The organism is Gordonia desulfuricans NBRC 100010 (assembly GCF_001485495.1).
Taxonomy (GTDB): Bacteria; Actinomycetota; Actinomycetes; order Mycobacteriales; family Mycobacteriaceae; genus Gordonia; species Gordonia desulfuricans.
The window spans coordinates 43,780-65,700 of sequence record NZ_BCNF01000058.1; the positions used below are offsets into that span (position 1 = coordinate 43,780).

General features: G+C 68.9%; 19 protein-coding genes and 1 pseudogene. 12 read left to right on the forward strand and 8 right to left on the reverse strand.

Annotated elements, in window-relative coordinates:
• Positions 1-59: 59 nt before the first annotated feature.
• Entirely contained in the window at positions 60-1,466 is a 1,407-nt protein-coding gene (locus GD1_RS10425) for a DUF2252 domain-containing protein (protein ID WP_059036950.1), read from the forward strand.
• Between the two features lie 31 nt (positions 1,467-1,497).
• On the opposite strand, the pseudogene GD1_RS10430 reads toward GD1_RS10425, so the two are convergent.
• Both GD1_RS10430 and GD1_RS10435 read right to left on the reverse strand, forming a co-directional pair.
• A pseudogene (locus tag GD1_RS10430) lies at positions 1,498-1,990 on the reverse strand (beta-class carbonic anhydrase).
• A gap of 133 nt (positions 1,991-2,123) precedes the next feature.
• Positions 2,124-3,125 (reverse strand): ABC transporter substrate-binding protein, encoded by a 1,002-nt coding sequence (locus tag GD1_RS10435; RefSeq protein ID WP_157079435.1) that lies wholly within the window; start codon positions 3,123-3,125, stop codon positions 2,124-2,126.
• A gap of 321 nt (positions 3,126-3,446) precedes the next feature.
• Here GD1_RS10435 and ctaD point away from each other — a divergent pair, with 321 nt between their 5' ends.
• The 4 genes from ctaD (at position 3,447) to GD1_RS10455 (ending at position 7,778) form a co-directional block, all read left to right on the forward strand.
• Positions 3,447-5,198, forward strand: a complete 1,752-nt coding sequence (gene ctaD, locus GD1_RS10440; protein ID WP_053778648.1) for an aa3-type cytochrome oxidase subunit I — start codon at positions 3,447-3,449, stop codon at positions 5,196-5,198.
• An 86-nt stretch (positions 5,199-5,284) separates the two neighbouring features.
• Positions 5,285-6,502: a phosphoserine phosphatase SerB gene (serB, locus tag GD1_RS10445; RefSeq protein WP_059036952.1), complete on the forward strand. Its 1,218-nt coding sequence runs from the start codon at positions 5,285-5,287 to the stop codon at positions 6,500-6,502.
• A 2-nt stretch (positions 6,503-6,504) separates the two neighbouring features.
• Entirely contained in the window at positions 6,505-7,329 is an 825-nt protein-coding gene (locus GD1_RS10450; protein ID WP_083534067.1) for an aminoacyl-tRNA hydrolase, read from the forward strand.
• On the forward strand, positions 7,326-7,778 hold the full coding sequence (locus tag GD1_RS10455; RefSeq protein ID WP_059036953.1) for a cupin domain-containing protein: 453 nt from the start codon (positions 7,326-7,328) through the stop codon (positions 7,776-7,778). Before GD1_RS10450 ends, GD1_RS10455 begins: the two co-directional genes overlap by 4 nt.
• A 25-nt stretch (positions 7,779-7,803) precedes the next feature.
• On the opposite strand, the gene GD1_RS10460 is transcribed toward GD1_RS10455, so the two are convergent.
• Complete coding sequence (locus GD1_RS10460) at positions 7,804-8,829, reverse strand: LLM class flavin-dependent oxidoreductase (RefSeq protein WP_059036954.1); 1,026 nt, start codon at positions 8,827-8,829, stop codon at positions 7,804-7,806.
• Between the two features lie 196 nt (positions 8,830-9,025).
• Between GD1_RS10460 and GD1_RS10465 the strand changes: the two genes are divergently transcribed.
• Together GD1_RS10465 and GD1_RS10470 are read left to right on the forward strand one after the other, a co-directional pair.
• The gene (locus GD1_RS10465) at positions 9,026-9,901 is read left to right on the forward strand and encodes an ABC transporter ATP-binding protein (RefSeq protein ID WP_053778645.1); all 876 of its coding nucleotides are present in this window, start codon (positions 9,026-9,028) and stop codon (positions 9,899-9,901) included.
• 115 nt (positions 9,902-10,016) lie between these two features.
• Positions 10,017-10,817, forward strand: coding sequence for an NUDIX hydrolase (locus tag GD1_RS10470; protein WP_059036955.1), 801 nt, complete (start codon positions 10,017-10,019; stop codon positions 10,815-10,817).
• A gap of 27 nt (positions 10,818-10,844) precedes the next feature.
• Here the strand turns inward: GD1_RS10470 and ligD are convergent, their stop codons facing one another.
• Positions 10,845-11,843: a non-homologous end-joining DNA ligase gene (ligD, locus tag GD1_RS10475; RefSeq protein ID WP_059036956.1), complete on the reverse strand. Its 999-nt coding sequence runs from the start codon at positions 11,841-11,843 to the stop codon at positions 10,845-10,847.
• A 96-nt stretch (positions 11,844-11,939) separates the two neighbouring features.
• On the opposite strand from ligD, the gene GD1_RS10480 reads away from it, so the two are divergent.
• Both GD1_RS10480 and GD1_RS10485 read left to right on the forward strand, forming a co-directional pair.
• Positions 11,940-12,728: an enoyl-CoA hydratase/isomerase family protein gene (locus GD1_RS10480; protein WP_059036957.1), complete on the forward strand. Its 789-nt coding sequence runs from the start codon at positions 11,940-11,942 to the stop codon at positions 12,726-12,728.
• A 148-nt stretch (positions 12,729-12,876) separates the two neighbouring features.
• Positions 12,877-13,866, forward strand: a complete 990-nt coding sequence (locus GD1_RS10485) for a class I SAM-dependent methyltransferase (protein WP_059036958.1) — start codon at positions 12,877-12,879, stop codon at positions 13,864-13,866.
• Positions 13,867-14,064: 198 nt separating this feature from the next.
• On the opposite strand, the gene GD1_RS10490 is transcribed toward GD1_RS10485, so the two are convergent.
• Together GD1_RS10490 and GD1_RS10495 are read right to left on the reverse strand one after the other, a co-directional pair.
• Positions 14,065-14,433: a hypothetical protein gene (locus tag GD1_RS10490; protein ID WP_244882645.1), complete on the reverse strand. Its 369-nt coding sequence runs from the start codon at positions 14,431-14,433 to the stop codon at positions 14,065-14,067.
• Positions 14,434-14,623: 190 nt separating this feature from the next.
• Complete coding sequence (locus GD1_RS10495) at positions 14,624-15,832, reverse strand: alpha/beta hydrolase (protein ID WP_059036959.1); 1,209 nt, start codon at positions 15,830-15,832, stop codon at positions 14,624-14,626.
• A gap of 116 nt (positions 15,833-15,948) precedes the next feature.
• Here GD1_RS10495 and GD1_RS24260 point away from each other — a divergent pair, with 116 nt between their 5' ends.
• The gene (locus GD1_RS24260) at positions 15,949-17,211 is read left to right on the forward strand and encodes a class I SAM-dependent methyltransferase (protein ID WP_083534068.1); all 1,263 of its coding nucleotides are present in this window, start codon (positions 15,949-15,951) and stop codon (positions 17,209-17,211) included.
• Here the strand turns inward: GD1_RS24260 and GD1_RS10500 are convergent.
• On the reverse strand, positions 17,098-18,513 hold the full coding sequence (locus GD1_RS10500; protein ID WP_059036971.1) for an MFS transporter: 1,416 nt from the start codon (positions 18,511-18,513) through the stop codon (positions 17,098-17,100). The two genes, GD1_RS24260 and GD1_RS10500, sit on opposite strands and share 114 nt — an antisense overlap.
• A 91-nt stretch (positions 18,514-18,604) precedes the next feature.
• On the opposite strand from GD1_RS10500, the gene GD1_RS10505 reads away from it, so the two are divergent.
• On the forward strand, positions 18,605-19,591 hold the full coding sequence (locus GD1_RS10505; RefSeq protein WP_244882649.1) for a GlxA family transcriptional regulator: 987 nt from the start codon (positions 18,605-18,607) through the stop codon (positions 19,589-19,591).
• A 10-nt stretch (positions 19,592-19,601) separates the two neighbouring features.
• On the opposite strand, the gene GD1_RS10510 is transcribed toward GD1_RS10505, so the two are convergent.
• A complete protein-coding gene (locus GD1_RS10510) occupies positions 19,602-20,936 on the reverse strand; it encodes an outer membrane protein assembly factor BamB family protein (protein ID WP_059036960.1) in 1,335 nt (444 codons plus the stop codon).
• Positions 20,937-21,045: 109 nt separating this feature from the next.
• Between GD1_RS10510 and GD1_RS10515 the strand changes: the two genes are divergently transcribed.
• On the forward strand, positions 21,046-21,801 hold the full coding sequence (locus GD1_RS10515; protein ID WP_059036961.1) for an acyltransferase: 756 nt from the start codon (positions 21,046-21,048) through the stop codon (positions 21,799-21,801).
• Positions 21,802-21,921 lie beyond the last annotated feature (120 nt).

Here is a 21,921-nt window from a genome sequence, read left to right on the forward strand (position 1 = left end):
CCCGGGACACGGGGCCGGGTTGCGTCGCGAGCGGGACCGGGGCGGGTAAGACTGTCGGGATGACGATCACCGATCCGCTCGTACCGCCGCCGCCGACCTACGGTGAGGCCCTCGCCGCCGGTCCCACGGAGTACCCGGACGAGGAGCGTTCGGCGGGGCGCGCCGCCCGCAAGATCGTGCCGCGTTCGGCGCTCGGAGACTGGAACCCGGACGCGCGCGGACACGACGCATTGCAGACCATCCTGGCGCAGAACGACATTCGTGACGAGCGTCTGCTGCCGATCCGGCACGGCCGGATGTCGGCGTCGCCATGGACCTACTACCGGGGTGCCGCGGCGGTCATGGCCGCCGATCTCGCGTCGCGCCCGAACACCGGGATCACCGTCCAGATGTGTGGTGACGCACACGTACTCAACTTCGGTCTCTGGAACACCCCCGAACGCACCCTCGCCTTCGATCTGCGCGACTTCGACGAGACGCTGCCAGGTCCGTTCGAGTGGGACCTCCTGCGCTTCCTGGCCAGCCTGGTGGTGCTCGCCCGCGACAACGGCGTCGACGCCGCCACCGCGACCGACGCCGTGCGTGCCGGATTCCGCGGATACCGCACGTGGATCCGCACCTATGCCGACTGGCCCATCCTCGACGTCTGGGGGGAGAAGATCGCCGTCGACGAACTCGTCACCTATCTCTCCACCCCCGACAACGAGGACCGGATCGACACCTACCTGGAGAAGCGCGCCAAGAAGCGGACCAGCCGCGGGGCGTCGAAGAAGCTGACCCATCTCGTCGACGGCCGCCGCCAGATCATCGAGGCGCCGCCGTACCGGGTGCACGCGCTGAGCGACTACGGCGAACTGCTCGACGACGTGATCGTGGCCTACTACTCCTCGGTCCCGGAGAACGTCGCCGCCCTGCTGCGTCGTTTCGACCTGGTCGACGCCGTCCAGCAGGTGGTGGGCGTGGGCAGTGTGGGGATGCGTGTCTTCCTCAACCTGGTGGAGGAGCATGCCACCGGTGATCCGCTGTTCTTCCAGGTCAAGCAGGCCGGGCCGTCGGTCTACGAGCAGTTCCTGGCACCCAGCGGCTACGAGAACCACGGTCAGCGCGTGGTCAACGGACAGCAGCTCATCCAGAGTGCCTCCGACCGGTTCCTGGGGTGGACCCGGATCGGCGACCTCGACTTCTACGTCCGGCAGTTCCGCGACGGCAAGCTCATCCCCAACGGTCCCCTGGTGTCCGGGATCCTGGCACAGTTCGCCACCGCCTGCGGGCACGTGCTGGCGCGCGCCCATGCCCGCAGCGGTGACGCCCGCGCGATCGCGGACTATCTCGGCAAGTCCGTGAAGGCCGAGGAGTCGGTGGTGGGGTTCGCCCACGCCTACGCCGATCAGACCGAGCGCGACCATGCGCAGCTGGCGGCTGCCGTGGCCGACGGGTCCATCCCGTCGGCACCCGGCTGGCCGTGATCGCGACGGGCCGCCGCCAGGCCGCGTCGTCCTAGCCGGCGACCTCGTTCAGCCTGCCGGTGGCCACGTCGAAGACGAAGCCCGCGCAGCGAACTGGTCTTGGTGATGAACGGGCTGGTGCGGATCCGGGTCAGCGACTGTCGCACGTCCTCGTCGACGTCGGGGAACGACTCGGCCGACCAGGCCGGCTTCTGTCCGGTCTCGTTCTGGATCTCCCGCTTGAAGGCATCGTCGGTGAAGGTGAGCATGCCGCAGTCGGTGTGGTGGATCAGGATGATCTCGGTGGTGCCGAGCAGACGTTGGCTGATCGCCAGTGATCGGATCTCGTCGTCGGTGACGACGCCGCCCGCATTGCGGATGACGTGCGCCTCACCGTCGGCGAGACCGAGGATGCGGTAGACGTCGAGGCGTGCGTCCATGCATGCCACGACGGCGACGTGGCGGCTCGGCGGCAGGGGGAGGGGACCGGTGAAGGTCGTGGCGTATTCGGCGTTGTTGGCCAGGTATTCGTCGGTGACGGTCATGGATCCACCGTGCCGAGCCAGGCGGGGTCCGGTGAGGGTTGGATTCGCCGGGACCACAATGCTGGCGTGCCCGGCGGGTTTATGCGCGTCGGGCCATGGGTCCGGTCACCGGTGGTGAGGCCGGCACCCGGACTCAGGAGTTGCCGTTCAACGATCCCTTGATGTCGTTGAGCACCAGCCATGCCGCGGCGAGCCCGTCGCCGCCGTACCAGACCTCGTCGTCCACCGACAGCACGCGCTTCCAGGTGGGTGCGCCCATGTCCAGCCAGCGGTCGCTGAGCAGCACCTGTTTGCCGTGTTCGAGTCCGCCCTCGCCCTCGAAGCTCACATAGATGAGGTCGGCGTCGGCGTCGGTGAAGTCGGCGTCGGTGACGGTGAAGCCCTCCGCGCCACGCTGGGATGCCGGACGCTGCACCCCGACCTGCGCCAGGATCTGGCCGGCGAAGCTGCCGGTACCGGCGATCTTCTCGGCGTCGGCGGTGAAGCGCACCAGCGACACCTGGGTGTGCGCGGCATGCATCCGGCGACCGGTCTTGGTGGCCTCGGTGTCGAACTCGCCCAGCAGCCGCCTGGCCTCGTCGGACCGGCCGACGGCGTCGGCGACCGACTGGAACCGGGACCGCCAGTCGCCGGCCGGGATGGTCACCGACCGGGTGCCGGTGAACGCACCGGCGGATCCGGCGGTCTGCGCGGTGGTCAGCACCAGATCGGGTGCTGCCGAGCGCACCGCCGCGGCGTCGGGGGAGGTGCCGATCGTGGGCACCGCCGTCAGCTGCGGCCCGAGATAGGCCGGGATCGACCCGGGTGCGGCGGTCACCGCGGTGACCCGCGGGCCCAGGCCGAGCGCGCACAGGTCGTCGAGCAGTGCCGGATCGGTGACGACGATCCGGGCGGCATCGGCGCGGGCATCGTCCACCGCGGTCGGTGCCAGGCACGTGCGCGCGTAGTCACGGTCGGCGGAGACGATGTTGACCTCGGCCACCCGGGTGGTGGAGGTGGAGATGGTCTTGCCGTCCGGGGTGGTCAGCGCGGTCTGCTCGTCGGAGCATCCGCTCAGCGCCAGCGCAACGGCGCATGCCGCCCCCGCGGTCACGAGCACCACACGTCCGCGACCTGTCCTGTCGCCGCGTCGCATGCCCGTCGCACCCTGCTTCTCGCCACCGTCCTGCACGTGGACAACCTAGCAGGGGAGCCGTCGGTGACCGTGGTGCCTCGGCGTGACGGTGCGATGCGTCCTCCGGGAGCACCCGACAGGCCGTTCCGGCACGGCGTGGCGCACCCGGGCACCGGCCCTGACCTGGCCTGACGAGGTGCACGGAAAATTGAGTACGACAGATCGTAGGACCCGTTCGGCCGGGGCGGGGGGAAGGGTTTAGGATCGGTAACCAGCGCTCGGTTGTTTCATGTGCCGACCCGGGAATAGGCGTCCCGATCCGGTCGGGCAAGAGGAGGATCTGTGACTGCGGTAGACCAGCCAGCCACGCAAGTGGCACCAGTGCGACCATTCCCGGAGCGCTATCAGCCCAAGGGATCGTTCATCTACAAGCTGATCACCACGACCGATCACAAGCTGATCGGCATGATGTACATCGTCGCGTGCTTCGCGTTCTTCTTGATCGGTGGCCTGATGGCGCTGCTGATGCGCGCCGAGCTCGCCCATCCGGGAATGCAGTTCCTGTCGACGGAGCAGTTCAACCAGCTGTTCACCATGCACGGCACGGTGATGCTGCTGATGTATGCGACCCCGATCGTGATCGGCTTCGCCAACTTCGTCCTGCCGCTGCAGATCGGTGCACCGGACGTGGCGTTCCCGCGCCTCAACGCCTTCGGCTTCTGGCTGTTCGTGTTCGGTTCGACCGTCGCCCTGGCCGGCTTCATCACCCCCGGTGGCGCCGCCGACTTCGGCTGGACCGCCTACACCCCGCTGACCGACGCGATCCACTCGCCCGGCGTCGGCGGTGACCTCTGGATCATGGGCCTCGGCGTCTCGGGCCTCGGCACCATCCTCGGTGGCGTCAACATGGTCACCACCGTGGTCTGCCTGCGTGCGCCCGGTATGACGATGTTCCGCATGCCGATCTTCACCTGGAACATCCTGGTGACCACCGTGCTGATCCTGCTGATCTTCCCGCTGCTGACCGCGGCGCTGCTCGGCCTCGAGGTCGACCGTCAGTTCGGTGCACACCTCTACGACCCGGCCAACGGTGGCGTCATCCTCTGGCAGCACCTGTTCTGGTTCTTCGGTCACCCCGAGGTGTACGTCATCGCGCTGCCGTTCTTCGGCATCGTCTCGGAGATCTTCCCGGTCTTCGCACGCAAGCCGATCTTCGGTTACTCCGGTCTGGTCTACGCGACCCTGGCGATCGCCGCCCTGTCGGTGGCCGTGTGGGCGCACCACATGTACGTGACCGGTGCCGTTCTGCTCCCGTTCTTCTCCTTCATGACCTTCTTGATCGCGGTCCCGACCGGTGTGAAGTTCTTCAACTGGATCGGAACGATGTGGAGAGGTCATATGACGTTCGAGACACCGATGCTGTTCTCGGTGGGCTTCATCGTCACCTTCCTGTTCGGTGGTCTGACCGGTGTCCTGCTCGCCAGCCCGCCGCTGGACTTCCACCTGTCCGACAGCTACTTCGTCGTCGCCCACTTCCACTACGTGCTCTTCGGCACCATCGTGTTCGCGACCTACGCTGGCGTGTACTTCTGGTTCCCCAAGATGACCGGACGCATGCTCGACGAGCGCCTCGGCAAGTGGCACTTCTGGCTGACCTTCATCGGCTTCCACACCACCTTCCTGGTGCAGCACTGGCTGGGTAACGAGGGTATGCCGCGTCGGTACGCCGACTACCTGCCGTCGGACGGGTTCACCACGCTGAACATCGTGTCCACGACCGGTGCGTTCATCCTCGGCCTGTCGACCCTGCCGTTCCTGTGGAACGTCTTCAAGAGCTACCGCTACGGCGAGGTCGTGACCGTCGACGATCCGTGGGGCTTCGGCAACTCGCTCGAGTGGGCCACCAGCTGCCCGCCGCCGCGCCACAACTTCACCGAGCTGCCCCGAATCCGTTCGGAGCGTCCGGCGTTCGAGTTGCACTATCCGCACATGATCGATCGGATGCGTGCCGAAGCACACGTGGGTCCAGGCCACAACGGTGGTGACCACGCACCGGTCGCGGCCGGTGCGGGCCGTCACGAGGCAGACGCCTGAGTCGCGGCTGAACATTGGTGGCACATTCCCCGGAATCCCACACCACGTCTGCACCCGGATCGGCATCGTCCGCTCCGGGTGCAGTCGTGAAGACCACCCTCCTCATCACCGTCACCGGGCCGGACAAACCCGGTGTGACGTCGGTGCTGATGGGCGCGCTCGCCGGACAGCAGGTCAGCCTGCTCGACGTCGAGCAGGTGGTGATCCACGATCAACTCACGCTCGGTGTGCTCGTCGCCGCGGCCGGTGACCCCGAACGGGTCCAGGACGTGATCGAGCAGGCGATGTCGTCGATCGGTATGGCCGTCACCGTCGAGGTGAACGCCCCGACCGACGGACACCGGCCGTCCAGTCATGCCGTGGTGATCCTCGGCAGTCCGGTGACCGCCCGCGCGTTCAGTGCGGTCGCCGCCGAACTGGCCGGGCAGGGCGGCAACATCGACTCCATCCGTGGCGTCGCCGACTACCCGCTGACCGGTCTCGAACTCATGGTCAGTGTCGCCGGCCGCGACAACGTGGCCGCCGACGCCGCCCTGCGCAAGGGGCTGGCCGAGGTCGCCTCGCACCACGCGATCGACATCGCCGTCGAACACGGTGGCCTGGCGCGCCGCGCCAAACGGCTCATCGTCTTCGACGTCGACTCCACCCTCATCCAGGGTGAGGTCATCGAGATGCTCGCCGCCCACGCCGGTCGCGAGGCCGAGGTGGCCGCGGTCACCGAGGCCGCGATGCGCGGAGAGCTGGATTTCGCGCAGTCGCTGCATCAGCGGGTCGCGGCCCTGGCCGGGCTCGACGCCGCCGTGCTCGACGAGGTGGCCGCGTCCCTGCAGCTGACTCCCGGTGCCCGCACCACGATCCGTACTCTGCATCGCCTCGGCTACCACTGCGGAGTGGTCTCCGGCGGCTTCCGGCAGGTCATCGACGGGCTGGCACACGAACTCGAACTGGACTTCGTACGCGCCAACACCCTCGAGGTGGTCGACGGGAAGCTCACCGGCAAGGTGATCGGCGAGATCATCGACCGCCCCGGAAAGGCGAGTGCGCTGCGCATGTTCGCCGACGAGGTCGGGGTGCCGATGGAGCAGACCATCGCCGTCGGTGACGGTGCCAACGACATCGACATGTTGTCGGTGGCGGGGCTGGGCATCGCGTTCAACGCCAAACCCGCGCTGCGGGAGGTGGCCGACGCCGCCCTGAACTATCCGTTCCTGGATGCGGTGCTGTTCATCCTCGGCGTGACCCGCGACGAGATCGAGGCCGCCGACGCGGCCGACGGTGTGCTGCGTCGCGTACCACTGGAATGACCATGCCCGACGAGGCGAATGCCGCGGTGTCTTCGCCTGACGGCGTGGACGCGCAAGGTGTGCATTCTGCTGCGCTCACGGATGATCATCGGTTCGGGGACGACTACCGTCGTCTGACCCGGTACGTCGGCGGCGCCGACGACCCGGAGGAGCCGGCCGACGTCCTCGCCATGCAGATGGTGCTGCGGATCGAGAAGACGGCCCCACCGGACCGCACCGAGCTGCTCACCGCGGCCGCCCGCGCCGTCGCCCTGCTGTGCCTGGACGACCGCGCCGGCGGCGACGGCCCGTGGGCGGCACCGATGGACGCCTGGTGCGATGCCCGCATCCGCAAGATCTCGCGGCGTGCGCGAGCCGGACAATGGGCTGCGGCACAGGAGGTCTGGGGTGTCACCGCACAGTCGGGTGATGCCCAGGCCCGGGCCTTCGTACCGGGTCGGGTCGGCGAGGTGGACAAGCGGATCGCCCGCCTGCAGATCGGCGGCACCGACGTCGACGGCGAGTTGCCGACGGCGCCTGATGGTCCCGGCATCTGCCTGTGGGTCAACCCGACCCTGGAGATGACGGTCGGCAAGCTGGCCGCGCAGGTCGGGCATGCGTCGATGCTCGCGGTCCGGCTGCTCGACGACGCCGCCGCGCGGCGGTGGCGTGACGCGGGGTGCCCGCTGCAGGTGTGCCAGGCCGACGAGGCCGGGTGGCAGCGGCTGCTGGGTGCCGACGCGACCGGGCAGGCGATCGCCGTGCGGGATGCCGGTTTCACCGAGATCGCGCCCGGATCGGTCACCGTGATCGCCGAGAACATCGCGGCACGTGAGGATTTGACATGAGCTCACCAGCGGACCTGCCCGCATGGGCGCAGGGGATGGGGCTGACCGCCCATCCCGAGGGCGGCTGGTACCGGGAGACCTGGCGCAGCGACATCACCGTGCCCGCCGATGTACTGCCCGGCTACGGGGCGTCACGGGCTGCCGGTACCGCGATCCTGTTCCTCCTGTTGCCCGGCGAGGAATCGGCGTGGCACACCGTGCGCGGCGCCGAACTGTGGCTGCATCATCGCGGCGCTCCGGTCGAACTCGATCTCGGCGGTGACGCGGACACGCCGTCGTCGACGCCGCAGACCGTACAGGTGGGCCCGCTCGTCGAGGCGGGACAGCAGCCCCAGGCACTCGTCCCGCCCGGCAACTGGCAGCGCGCCCGGTGCGGCGGCGACGAGGCCTCGCTGGTCAGCTGCATCGTGGTGCCGGGGTTCGACTTCGCCGACTTCCGGCTCGCCTGAACCGAATTCGCCTACGCCGCGGTCGTCAGCCCCTGACGGTGGAGGCCTCCGGCCGGGCGGTCGGTGCCGACGGCGCAGTCGCCGGCGCGAGATGCTCCAGCGTCCGCAGCCAGACATCACGATCCGGGGCGAGCGAAGCGACGATCACCTCGTCGGCGTCGGCATGTCCGGCGAACCAGTCGAGGTAGTCGCGCACCTCGTCGGGGGTGCCCACCCCGCAGTAGGTCAGCATCTCCTCGATCTGGCGACCCTGCGGCATCGACAGCACCGCGTCGGCCTCCTCGTCGGTGAACGTGCGACCGTCGCGACCGAACAGTGCGGTGACCCGGGCACGTTTGGCCTGATGTAGCTGTGCGCGTGCGACATCGGCGTCCTCGTCGACGATGACCCCGGCGCCGGCGATCACATACGGTTCGGCGAGCTGCTCGGACGGCTGGAACTTCTCCCGATAGATCGCGACCGCCTGCCCGAGTGCGGCCGGTGCGAAGTGCGAGGCGAATGCATAGGGCAGACCCAGTGCGGCCGCCAGCTGAGCACCGAACAGCGACGACCCGAGGATGTAGAGCGGGACGTCGGTGCCGCGCCCGGGGGTGGCGTCGACCCCGGTGACGCGGGTCGAGTCACCGAGGTATCCCTGCAGTTCCAGGACGTCGTTGGGGAAGCGGTCGGCCGAGGCGATGTCGCGGCGGAGGGCGGAAAAGGTCCGCTGGTCGCTGCCGGGTGCGCGGCCCAGACCCAGGTCGATGCGGCCGGGATGCAGTTCGGCGAGGGTGCCGAACTGTTCGGCGATGGTGAGCGGTGCGTGGTTGGGCAGCATCACCCCGCCGGCGCCGAGCCGGATGCGGGAGGTGTGGGCGGCGACGTGGGCGATGAGCACCGCCGGTGCCGACGACGCGATGGTCGACATGTTGTGGTGCTCGGCGTACCAGATCCGGTGATAACCCCAGTCCTCGGCGCGCATCGCCATATCGGTGGACGCCGACAACGATTCGGCGACGGTCTGGGACCGGCCCACCTGGGCGAGGTCGAGGATCGACAGTGGAAAGGCCATGTAGTCCTCAAGGCCGGTCATGGCGCCGATATTCCGCGGCGACCGGTCGGTGATCTATCGCACGCCGCGCGAGACGCTGTCGAAGCCGTTGTCGGCGTGGTCGTTTGGCAGCCTTGCCGTTTGACATGATGAACTCTGTCGTGACCGGGGGCGGTTGCCGTGTCCCGGTACCCCGGACCGCTGCCGGTAGGGCACGATAGATCGCGTGAGTGCCAGCGATTCCGTCCCCGCCGAAACCGACCGACCGACCTCCGATCCCGACCTGCTCGTCGACTTCCGTGAGGTCGCGCTGGTCCGGGGCGGCAACACCCTCGTCGGACCGATCGACTGGCAGGTCGAACTGGACGAGCGGTGGGTGATCATCGGGCCGAACGGTGCGGGCAAGACCTCGCTGTTGCGGATGGCCGCCGCAGAGGTGCACCCGTCCTCGGGTGTGGCCTTCGTGCTCAACGAGCAGCTCGGCCGGGTGGAGCTGCGGGAGCTGTCCACGCGCATCGGTGTGGCGAGTCCCGCGCTGGTCGACCGTATCCCCGACGACGAGATCGTCGCCGACGTGGTGATCTCGGCCGGGTACTCGGTGATCGGCCGCTGGCGTGAGACCTACGACGCGATGGACCGTGCGCAGGCACTGGAGTCGCTGGAGTCGATGGGTGCCGAACATCTGGCCGACCGTGCCTTCGGCACGTTGTCGGAGGGGGAACGCAAGCGCGTCGTCATCTCGCGTGCCCTGATGACCGATCCGGAGCTGTTGCTGCTCGACGAGCCGGCCGCAGGTCTCGATCTCGGTGGGCGTGAGGAACTGGTGGAGCGGCTGTCGGTGCTGGCAGCCGATCCCGACTCGCCGGCCATCGTGCTGATCACCCACCACGTGGAGGAGATCCCGGCCGGTTTCACCCATGCGCTGTTGCTGTCGGAGGGCGGGGTGGTGGCGCAGGGGCTGCTCGGCAAGGTCCTGACGTCGAAGAACCTGTCCGAGGCGTTCCGGCAGCAGATCACGCTCTCGAAGGTCGACGGCCGGTTCTTCGCACGCCGCAGTCGCCGTGCGGGCGGGCACCGGCGGGCCGCGGAGTAGGCGCCCCGGTACGGTCCCGGTCGACCCCGGGTAACCGTGGTGGCACGCCCCGCCGATACTGTCGGTCTGTGCCCCGGGACACAGTCGGTCCCGAGGTGTCGGCAGGAGGTCCTTCATGAGTGAACATCCGGCTCCGCTGCGCGATGCGGCGACCGTCGTCCTGGTCCGCGATTCCGGCAACGGGATCGAGGTGTTCTTGCAGCGCCGCGTCAAGCAGATGGCGTTCGCCGGTGGGATGACGGTGTTCCCGGGGGGCGGGGTCGATCCTCGCGACGCCGACGCCGACCTCGCCTGGACCGGCCCGGATCCCGCGTGGTGGGCCGAACAGTTCTCCACCACCACCGAGCTGGCGCAGGCGCTGGTGTGTGCCGCGGTGCGCGAGACCTTCGAGGAATGCGGTGTGCTGCTCGCGTCGTCGGGGGAGCGGTTCCCCGACCCGGCATCCCTGCGCGCCGAGCGGACCGCACTCGTCGACAAGAGCCTGTCGTTCGCGGAGTTCCTACGTGGACAAGGACTTTCGCTACGGGCCGATCTGCTGCGCCCGTTGTCGCACTGGATCACCCCGGTCAACGAGTCCCGGCGATACGACACCCGCTTCTTCCTCGCGCAGGTCCCGCCCGGGCAGGAACCCGACGGGGCGACCTCGGAGGCCGACGTGGCCCGGTGGGCGGGGGCGCAGGATGCGCTCGACGCGTGGTCGGCGGGACGGCATTTCCTGCTGCCGCCGACCTGGGCGCAGCTGACCGAGGTCGCCGGACATGCGACCGTCGAGGCGCTGATGGCCGTCGAGCACGACATCCATCCGATCCAGCCGGATGTGGGTTCGGGCGAGCGGCTGACCTCGCTCTCGTTCGAGCGGTCGGCCGACTACTTCGCCGGCATGGCCGACAACGTGCCCGAGGACCTGGGTCTCTGACCTTCCCGCGCAGCGGTCGGGGCGGGGTCACCGATCGAGGTCGACGGTGTCGGGTTCTCCCGGATGCCGGTCGCCGGCGGTGAGGTCGTCGTTGTCGGCCCACTCCAGCAGGGTGTCGATGCGGTGGGCGACGTCGTCGATCTCGGCATGCAGGTCGCCGAGGTCGGCGAAGCGGGCGGGCATGGTCGCGATGGTGAAGTCGTCGGGTTCGATGTCGTCGATCTCGTCCCAGGTGATCGGTGCCGACACCGTGCCGCGGGGGTTGCCGCGTACCGAATAGGCCGCGGCCATGGTGTGGTCGCGGGTGTTCTGGTTGTAGTCGACGAACACCGCGGCCGGGTCGCGGTCCTTGCGCCACCAGGCGGTGGTGACGTCGTCGGGGGCGCGGCGTTCCACCTCGCGGGCGAACGCCAGGGCCGCCCGGCGGACCTCGGCGAACCCCCACTCCGGTGCGATCCGTACATAGATGTGCAGTCCGCGGCCACCGGAAGTCTTGGGGAAGCCGCGCACCCCCAGGTCGTCGAGCACCTCGTGGACCACCGACGCCACCCGGCGGATGCGGCGGAAGTCGCAGTCGGGCATGGGGTCGAGGTCGATGCGCCATTCGTCGGGCGACTCCGGGTCGGCGCGTCGGGAGTTCCACGGATGGAACTCCACCGTCGACATCTGCACCGCCCAGATCACGCTGCCCAGCTCGGTGACGCACAGTTCGTCGGCGGTCCGGCCGTAGCGCGGGAACCACAGCTCGGTGGTCTCCACCCAGTCCGGGGCGCCCGCCGGGATGCGTTTCTGGTGCACCTTCTTGCCGTCGACGCCCTTGGGGAAGCGATGCAGCATGCAGGGACGGTCGCGGAGTGCGCGGACGATGCCGTCGCCCACCGAGAGGTAGTAGTTCGCCAGGTCGAGTTTGGTCTCGCCGCGTTCGGAGAAGTACATGCGGTCGGGACTGGACAATCGGACCGTCCGCGCACCGGCCGTGAGCAGCACCGGATCGCCGGCGGACGAGGACTCCGGGGCCGGGCTCATGGGTGCCACTGTAGGCGCCGGGAGGGGGTCGTGGAGGGCGGTGACACCGACTTACCCGACAGTCACCCGCCCCGCCGGAGACGGTAGCCTTCCCTCATGGCTGAGTTCGTCACCCTCGAGACTTCCGAAGATCATCCCGGTGTGGGCACCATCCTGCTCAACCGCCCGCCGATGAACGCACTGAACCGGCAGGTGCAGGACGAGCTGGCGGCCGCGGCGGCCGAGGCCACCGACCGTGACGACATCAAGGCCGTCGTCGTCTACGGCGGCCCCAAGGTGCTCGCCGCCGGCGCCGACATCAAAGAGATGAACGACATGACCTACGCGGAGATGTCGAAGGTGGCCGGTCGCCTGCAGCGCGCGCTCGGTTCGATCTCCGAGATCCCCAAGCCGACCGTTGCCGCGATCACCGGGTACGCGCTCGGCGGCGGCCTCGAGGTGGTCCTCGGTGCCGATCGCCGGATCGCCGGTGACAATGCGAAACTCGGTGTGCCCGAAGCGCTGCTCGGCGTGATCCCCGGTGGTGGCGGTACCCAGCGGCTGGCCCGTCTGGTCGGGCCGTCCAAGGCCAAGGACATGATCTTCACCGGCCGCTTCGTCGGTGCCGCGGAGGCCCTCGAGATCGGTCTGGTCGACGAGGTCGTCGCCCCCGACGAGGTGTACAACGCCGCACTCACGTGGGCCGGACAGTTCCGGAACGCCGCCTCGGTGGCGCTGGCCGCGGCCAAGAAGGCCGTCGACCAGGGTCTCGGGGTCGACCTCGACACCGGTCTGAAGATCGAGGAGCAGCTGTTCGCGGCGCTGTTCGCCACCGACGACCGGGCGATCGGGATGAAGTCGTTCATCGAGAACGGACCGGGCAAGGCCGTCTTCACCGGACGCTGATCGCGACCGGGAGATTCGGGACGGATCGGCCCGTGGGGCACGGACAACCGGTAGGTTCGTTCCGAGCGCGGGGCCGAGACGGCGCCGGGGCCGGGGAGGGCCCCACTGACGCAAACGCCGTGACACGGCCAGAGAGGAACACCAGACGATGACGACGACCGAGAACGAGTCGGCCGGGACACCGATCGACGATCCGGCACCCAATCCGCACGCCACCGAGGAGCAGGTGCAGGCGGCGCTGAAGGACACCAAGCTCGCGCAGGTGCTCTACCACGACTGGGAGGCCGAGACCTACGACGAGAAGTGGTCGATCAGCTTCGACGAGCGCTGCATCGACTACGCCCGCGGCCGGTTCGACGCCGTGGCCGCCGACGTCGAGCTGCCGTACGAGCGGGCCATGGAACTCGGGTGTGGCACCGGGTTCTTCCTGCTCAACCTGATGCAGTCGGGGGTGGCGAAGAAGGGGTCGGTCACCGATCTCTCGCCGGGCATGGTCAAGGTGGCCCTGCGCAACGCGGAGAACCTCGGCCTCGACGCCGACGGCCGGGTGGCCGACGCCGAGAAGATCCCTTACGACGACAACACCTTCGATCTGGTGGTGGGCCATGCCGTGCTGCACCACATCCCGGATGTGGAGCAGTCGCTGCGCGAGGTGCTGCGCGTGCTCAAGCCCGGTGGTCGCTTCGTGTTCGCCGGTGAGCCGTCGACGATCGGTGACTTCTACGCCCGGTGGATGAGCCGCGCCACCTGGTATCTGACGACCAACATCACGAAGTTCGGTCCGCTCAAGGGGTGGCGCCGCCCGCAGGAGGAGCTCGACGAGTCCTCGCGTGCCGCCGCTCTCGAGGCCGTCGTCGACATCCACACCTTCGATCCCGACGAGCTCGCCGGAATCGCGCGCTCGGCGGGTGCGGCCGAGGTGTCCACTGCCACCGAGGAACTCGCCGCGGCGATGCTCGGCTGGCCGGTCCGTACCTTCGAGGCCGCGGTGCCGCCGCAGAAGCTGGGTTGGGGCTGGGCCGGATTCGCCTTCGGTGGGTGGAAGCGGATGACCTGGCTCGACGAGAACGTGCTGCGCAAGGTCGTGCCGCCCAAGTTCTTCTACAACGTCGTGGTCACGGGCACCAAGCCCGAGTAGCCGATCGGCGCACCGAGAGTGCGCCTGGGCCAACAGAACTGCCCACCGCCGGAAGTCCGGTGGTGGGCAGTTCGGTATGCGGTATGCGGTCGGCGGTGGAGGTCTCCGGCAGGTTCGTCGCGGGTGGACCCGACTCGACCGACAGAACTGCCCACCGCCGGCGATCGGCGATGGGCAGCCCTTCGCAGTGGAGGTCGGTCAGTTCTCGACGGGATTGAAGCTCGAGGTGGCGACCGGGACTCCGAGAACCGAGTTGATGGCCTTGAATCCGGTGCTGGTCCGGATCAGGGTGAGGCGGCTGACCGGCGGGATGTCGGCGTAGCCGCCGGTGGCGGTCTGGACGAGGGTCAGCGGCGTGCCGGCGGTGCCGATCAGCTGATCACCCTTCACCTCGTACGGCGAGCACTTCTGCTCCACCGAACTGCCGTAACGGGTTTCGACGCACAGGTTGTACGTTCCGTCGGGTACTGCGGCCGATGCCACGCCACCGCCGACGGCAAGTCCGGCAACCGCGGTTGCGCCGACGGCAGTGGACAGGAGAATCAGTCGTTTGATCATGTGCTGCATGTTTCCTTAGCCTTACCTAATATGTCAATCTCCACTGTTGGGCTTTGGGATTCGTCACATCGGACGTTCCCCCTCCAGCGGCGTCGACCCGACGCCCCTCTGCGCCGACCACACACTCGATGTGCGGTCACCGCAGGCAGCGGCCGGCCGGCGATCTCCGTGGGAGAGGACCCGGAGCGGAGTCGGCGGATCAGACCGTGATGTCGTCGTCGTAGATCAGGTTCTCCGGCAGCCTCGCGAGGACGGCGGCCATGTTGTATTGCGCCATCGGGGCCTTGTTCTCCACGTCGCGGGTGTAGGTGGCGTGACCGGTACTCCCCACCCGCACGATGCCGGTCCGATCGGTGCCGGCATGCGTGGTCAGTCGGATGAGTTCGGGGCTCGACGCCGGATCGCTGCCGAAGATCCCGAGAGTGGCGATCGGGTCGTCGTCGTTGCGTAACAGGTACGATCTGCCGCCGACGAGGTTGAAATCATCCGGGCCGTAGTCGATGTCGTACCCGCGGTCGCCGCCGAGGCCCGGGGAGCCGAAGAAGACGGCGTCGTGGACCAGATCGCGGGTCATGCGCAGGGCCTCGGCGGTGACCAGTGATCCGTAGGAATGGCCGAGTGCGACCAGGTGCGGCTGCCGATCCGACGCCGCGACGATTCCGGTGTAGAACCGCGACAGGATCGGCGCGGTGTCACGGGCCTTGCCTGCCGTGGCCACGTGCAGGGCACCTCGCGCCGTGGACACCTTCCCGCCCGGTCCGGTGAAATTCGGTGTGTCATAACCGATCCATGCGATCGCGGACACGGCCTCGGTATCGCGTCCGGCCAGATGCAACTGCCGCAACGCCTCCTCGCGCAGCAGCCGGGCCTCGCCACCCATGCCCTGATACGGAAGGTCGCCGGTCAGCGACGGGTCGATGGTGGTGCCCAGTCCCGGTGTGGAGATACCGATGTGATCGGCGGTGTCCGGGTCGCCGACGGCGAGGGCCGCATGGCCACGCTCGCCGCTGTACATGTCGAAGGAGATCAGCAGCCGCGGATGTGCGCTCTCGCTGCGCCGCAGTTCCCGCTCGATCGCACCGATGTCGTCGATCTTGCGGTCCACGTACCACTTTCGGGCATCGTCGCTGGTGAACCTGCCACCGAACCGGTTGCCGGTCAGGCGTGCGGCCAACTCGTCGCTGCGACGCGTCAGATCGGCCTTGACCCGGGCGATCATCGCCCGGTTGGCGGCGTCGCGATCGGCCGCGCGGATACCGTCACTGTTGCCGATCCATTCCGGATGATCGGTCAACAGCTGGTCGCGGCGGGCATCGGGTAGCTGCGACCACCACGCACTGCGGACCGCGGCGGACCCGCCCAGCTCGTCGGGACGCACGTCGTCACCGGTCACCTCGTCGGCGCTCATCCCCCGATTATCGCCGGTGGCCCGCGCCATCGGGGTGAGGTCGACACGCCGGGAGCCGGATGTGCGAAGCTGAACTCCCATCCGTGAACCCCTGCCGCCGGGAGTGCCGCACCGCCATGCCCTACCGTTTCACCGTCGAGGACGTCGCCTTCCTCCGGTCCCCGGCGGGAGAGCAGGCCCTCGACGCGGTGGCGCGGCTCGCACTCACACCGGCATCGATGCTCGCCGACGTCGCCGACGTGCGCCGACATCACCCCGACCACGATGCGGCGCTGATCGAGACCGTCCGCTGTCGACGCCGCGCCGCCGGCCGGCTCCGGAACCCGCACCGGCTGCTCGCCTCCGACGACGCGGTACAGCAGGCCACCGCATCGATGGTCGCCGCCCACCGTGCCGCCGACCTCGCCGCCCGCCATCCCGGGGCGGTGGTGCACGACGTGACCTGTTCGATCGGCGCCGAACTCGTCGAACTCGCCGCGGCACCGGGCCTCGGCGGCGTGATCGGCAGCGATCTCGATCGCGTGCGACTGGCCATGGCCCGGCACAACACCGCCGATCCCGACATCGTCGCCGGCGCGCCGCCCACCCTGCTCGTCGCCGACGCGCTCACCCCCACCTCGACCGCCGACGTCGTGGTCGCCGACCCGGCCCGTCGGACCGGCGGATCACGGGTGTTCCGGCTCGACCAGCTCACCCCGCCGCTACCCGATGTGCTGACGGCCTATGCGGGCCGCCCGCTGGTGGTGAAATGCGCACCGGGACTGGACTACCGGCAGCTACGGGAGCAGTTCGGGGTGGTCGGTGAGGTACAGGTGACCTCCCTGGACTCCGGCGTGCGGGAGGCCTGCCTGTGGGTGGGGCCGGGCATCGGGGACGCTCAGCGCGCCACCGTCCTGCGGACCACACCGGACGGATCGGTGTGGGCCGAGGAGATCACCTCGGCCGAACCCGACGACGTCGGTGCCGCCGGTGACCCCGGCCGCTGGCTGATCGACCCCGACGGTGCGGTGGTGCGTGCCGGACTGGTCCGCCACTACGCCCACCGCCATCACCTGTGGCAACTCGATCCGCAGATCGCCTACCTGACCGGGGACGAGATCCCGCTCGGTGCACGGGGTTTCCGTATCCTCGAACGCCTCGACTCGACCGGCGACAAGGTGCTGCGCAAGTCGGTCGCAGCACATGACGGCGGCAGTCTGGAGATCCTGGTCCGCGGCCTCGACGTCGATCCGGATGCCTTGCGAAAGCGGCTCAAACCCAAGGGATCACGACAGCTCACGCTGGTACTGACCCGGATCGGCCGCAAGGGCGTCGCCTTTGTCTGCGAGGCCGGTATCCGCAACGACCGGTTCGACGGCACTGCGCCGCAGACGGATTGAGGCACAGCACACCGCGGCGACCACGCACAACCCGGCCGCGACGTGGAAGGTGGTGTCGTAGGAACCCTGCGCATCCCGCAGGTAGCCGGCACCGAAGGCCGCCACCGCCGCACCGATCTGATGCGAGGCGAACACCCACCCGAACACCACCGGGGTGTCGGCGCCGAAGTAGTGCCGGCAGATCGCGATGGTCGGGGGCACCGTCGCCACCCAGTCCAGGCCGTAGAAGACGATGAACACCCAGGTACTCGGCTCTGCATGGGGACTCAGCAGCACGGGGAGCGCCATCAACGACGCCCCGCGCCCCAGGTAGTAGACCACCAGCAGCACTCGCGGATCGACCCGGTCGGTGAGCCATCCGGACAGCACCGTCCCGGCGACGTCGAAGATCCCGACGGTCGCCAGCAGCGACGCGGCGACGGTGGTGGGCATGCCGTGATCGTTGGCCGCGGGGATGAAGTGGGTGCCGATCAGGCCGTTGGTGGTCATCCCGCAGATCGCGAAGCTCGCGGCCAGCAGCCAGAACGCCGGTACCCGTACGCCCCGGATCAATCCCGCGACCGCAGAACCGAACTCGCGCTCGGGGATCTCGGGGTCCGCGGCGTCGGGGTCCGCGGCGTCGGGGTCGGGGGTGTCCGATGCGGCCCCGTAGGCGGTCGTGCCCACGTCGCGCGGATGGTCACGGATGAACAGCAGCACCAACGGCACCACGGCCAGTGCCGACACGGTGACCACCACCGACGCGCATCGCCAGCCGTAGGTCTCGGTGAGATGGGCGACCACCGGCAGGAAGATCAGCTGACCGGTCGCCGAGGCCGCGGTGAGCACGCCGGTGACCAGACCGCGCCGGGCGACGAACCAGCGGGTGGAGATGGTGGCGACGAATCCCATCGAGATCGATCCGGTGCCCAGTCCGACCAGCACACCCCACAGGATCAGCAGCTCCCAGCTCGCGGTCATGAACACACCCAGGCCGGTGCCCGCGGCGATCAGAAGCAGCGCGATCGCCAGGATCGGGCGGACCCCGAAGCGATCCATGAGTGCGGCCGCGAACGGTGCGGTCACACCGAACAGCACCATGTTGATCGACATCGCCGCACCGACGGTGGCATGCGACCACCCGAACTCCATGTGTAGCGGATCCATCATCACGCTCGGGACGGCACGGAACCCGGCGGCGCCGAGCAGGGCCACGAAACCGACGCCGGCCACGATCCACGCCCAGTGCAGGCGGACGGGGCGACGTGGACCGATGGCGGGGGCTGGTGAACTCACCGATCCATCATCGGTCCGACCCGACATCCGAACCAGTGGCATGATTGCCAATATGTCGGAAGATCATGCCACTGTTCGGATCGAGTCGAACAAGGCGGACACGGAGCAGGTGGATTCGGTGGGCACCACCGCCGCGCGTTCGACCGGGGTGCAGTCGGTCGTCGTCCTGCTGTTGCCGCCGATCGTCGGATTCGACGCCTCCATCCCGCCGCTGCTGCTCGGTGAGGCATGCGACGACATCGGTGAGCGGCTCTACGACGTCACCACCGTCGGACTGTCCACCGGTGCGGTGGCCACCACCAGCGGGTACGGATGGGTCGCCGAGGCGGGACTGGAGGCCATCGCCGACGCCGACACCGTGATCGTCCCCGGTACCCGGTTCCCGCCGGCCCGGAGCGACGGCATCCTGTCCGACGACGTCGCCGCGGCGTTGGCGTCACGGCGCCCCGACGCGCGGCTGGTGTCGATCTGCACCGGCGCCTTCGTGCTCGGTGCCGCGGGGGTGCTCGACGGACGCCGGGCCACCACCCACTGGCGGTATGCCGACGATTTCAGACGGCTCTACCCCGACGTCGACCTCGACGAGTCGGTGCTGTTCGTCGACGACGGTGACGTGCTCACCTCGGCGGGGCTGGCCGCGGGAATCGACCTGTGCCTGCACATCATCCGTCGCGATCACGGTGCCGCGGTGGCCAACCGGGTGGCCCGGCACTGCGTCGTACCTCCGTGGCGTGAGGGCGGTCAGGCACAGTTCATCGAACACCGTCTGCCGGTCGAGGCCGACCGCAGCACCGCGCCCACCCAGCAGTGGGCGCTGTCGTGTCTGGCGGAGCCGTTGACCGTCGATCGCCTTGCCGCCCATGCCCGGATGAGTTCACGTACCTTCATCCGCCGGTTCCGGGCCGAGACCGGCCGTGCACCGGGGGCGTGGTTGCGTGAACGTCGACTCGACCTGGCCCGGCAGCTGCTGGAGACCACCGACCTGTCGGTGGAGGTGATCGCCGCACGGTCGGGACTCGGTTCCGCCGACAACCTGCGGCATCACCTGCGCACCGAACTGGGGATGGCGCCGTCGGCGTACCGGCGCACCTTCCGCGGGGTGTGAGCGATCCGGGTCAGGCGCCGGGGATGTTGGCCTTGGAGTCGAAGTAGTAGACCTCGCCGAGGTTGGTGGCGGTGGCGATCTGCCCGGCCGCCGACACCGCGATGCCGGTGGTGAATCCCGCCGACTCCGGCATCTCGATGCTGCGCAGCGTCTTGCCGTCGGTCGCCGACACCTCGGTCAGGGCCAGGGTGTCCTTGCCGGGTTCGCGTACCACGGTCCACGCGGTACCCGCGGCGGTCAGCGTGGACAGGCTCACCGCGGCGAGATCGGTACGCTGCCACACGCGTTCGGCGCGATCCCCGTGGTCGCGGATCAGGGTCAGCGGGGCACCGATCACGCCGGTCGGGATGATCAGGCCGTCGGGGGAGACGGTCATCGTGGCGAAGCCGTACCCGCCGTTGTCGTAGGTCCAGCGGGTCGATCCGGTCGCGGCGTCGAGGGCGACGATCTGCCCGAGCCGGCTGAACGCGTACACCGTGTTGCCGTCGGCGGAGACCGTCGTCGGGCCGACCACGCCGCCGGGAACCTGTGCCTTCCACAGCTCGCGGACCGTGCGGGCGCCGCCGGTCTCGTCGTAGGCGAAGCCCCGCACCTCACTGGCGATCGCGCCCGACGGCCAGACGTTGAGGAAGAAGCGTTCGTGCGCGGCGTCGACGGCGGGCGGGGCCGGGACCACACATCGCGGACCGTTGGTGACGCAGTCACCGAAGCCGTAGAGCGGGTCGGCCGGGTCGGCCTCCGGGCGCAGTCGTACCTCGGGGGCCATGAACTCGTCGGTCTGGGTGTTCATCAGCAGGATCTGGCCCTGCGTGGTCACCGCGAGCACCATCCCAGGGCCGGCGAACTTCGCCGACAACGGCACCCCGATCATCGGCATCCGCCACCGGATCGCGCCACCGGCGTTGAAGGCGAGGAACATTCCCTCTTCACCGATGTAGGGCTGGTCGTACTGGTCGGTGAGCAGTGCATTCGACGACATGCCCTCGCGCATGTTCTTGCAGAAGTTCTTGCGCCCACCGCGCGGGTCGAGCACCAGCAGGTCGCAGCCGGTGGAGTTGGAGGTGACCCCCACGTTGCCGCTGCCGGAGATCGTGACCGGTGCGGTCACGGTTCCGCCCGTCGGGCGGGTCCAGCTCAGTGCGAGATCGTCGGGGACCGATGCATAGGCGAAGTTGGAGTTGGCGGCGTTGCCGCCGTAACTCGACCAGCCGGCACCGGCGATCGAGCGGACGTCGATGTGGCCGTCCGAGCAGGAGCTCAGGACCAGTGCGGTCACCAGACCGAGCACCACGGCCACGGCTGCCGGAAGTCGACGCGCCCGGTGCGGTCGGAGGGCAGCCGCCATCGATGCTCCTTGTCCTCGAGCCGCCGGTCGGAACCCGGCAGCACCACCGGTAGAGCCTAGCGTGTGGGCTCGCCGGGGCCCGCGACCACGACGCGTAGGGTTGCTGCCCATGACGACGATGTGGAATGCCAGCTACCGTTCCCGGTGGCGGGCCGGGCGGCGTCGCGACCCCGCGCAGGTGCGATTCCTGACGCGTGACTCGCTGCGCTGGGTGCTGCGCAACAAGGCGTACACCCCCTGGTACCTGGTGCGCTACTACCGCCTGGCGAAGTTCCGGATGGCCAACCCGCACATCGTGCTGCGCGGCATGGTGTTCCTGGGTCGCAACGTGGAGATCCACGCCACCCCGGAGATGGCGCGTATGGAGATCGGACGCTGGGTGCACATCGGCGACGGCAACTCCATCCGCTGCCACGAGGGTTCGCTGCGGATCGGCGACAAGACCGTCTTCGGCTGCAACAACGTGGTCAACGCCTACCTCGACATGGAGATCGGCGGGTCGACCCTGGTCGCCGACTGGTGCTACCTCGTCGACTTCGATCACAAGATGGACGACATCACCATGCCGATCAAGGATCAGGGCATCGTGAAGGGGCCGGTCCGGATCGGCCCCGACACGTGGGTGGCCGCGAAGGTCACCGTCCTGCGCAACACCGTCGTCGGTCGCGGCTGCGTCCTGGGTTCGCACGCAGTGGTCAAGGGCGAGATCCCCGACTACTCGATCGCCGTCGGCGCCCCGGCCCGGGTGGTCAAGAACCGGCAGGACGCCTGGGCGGCCGGCGCCGAACAGCGTGCCGAACTCGAACGTGCCCTCGCCGACATCGAACGCAAGAAAGCAGCGGCTGCCGCCCGATCGGCGAAGTGAGCGGTCGGCGGCCACCTCGGGTGGTGGTTCTGTTCCGAGGTCGGCTGTCTGAGGTTTCGACTCGACTCGTCGCTTCGCTCCTTGTCGGCTCAACCATCAATTGCACACTGCGGCTGTAGC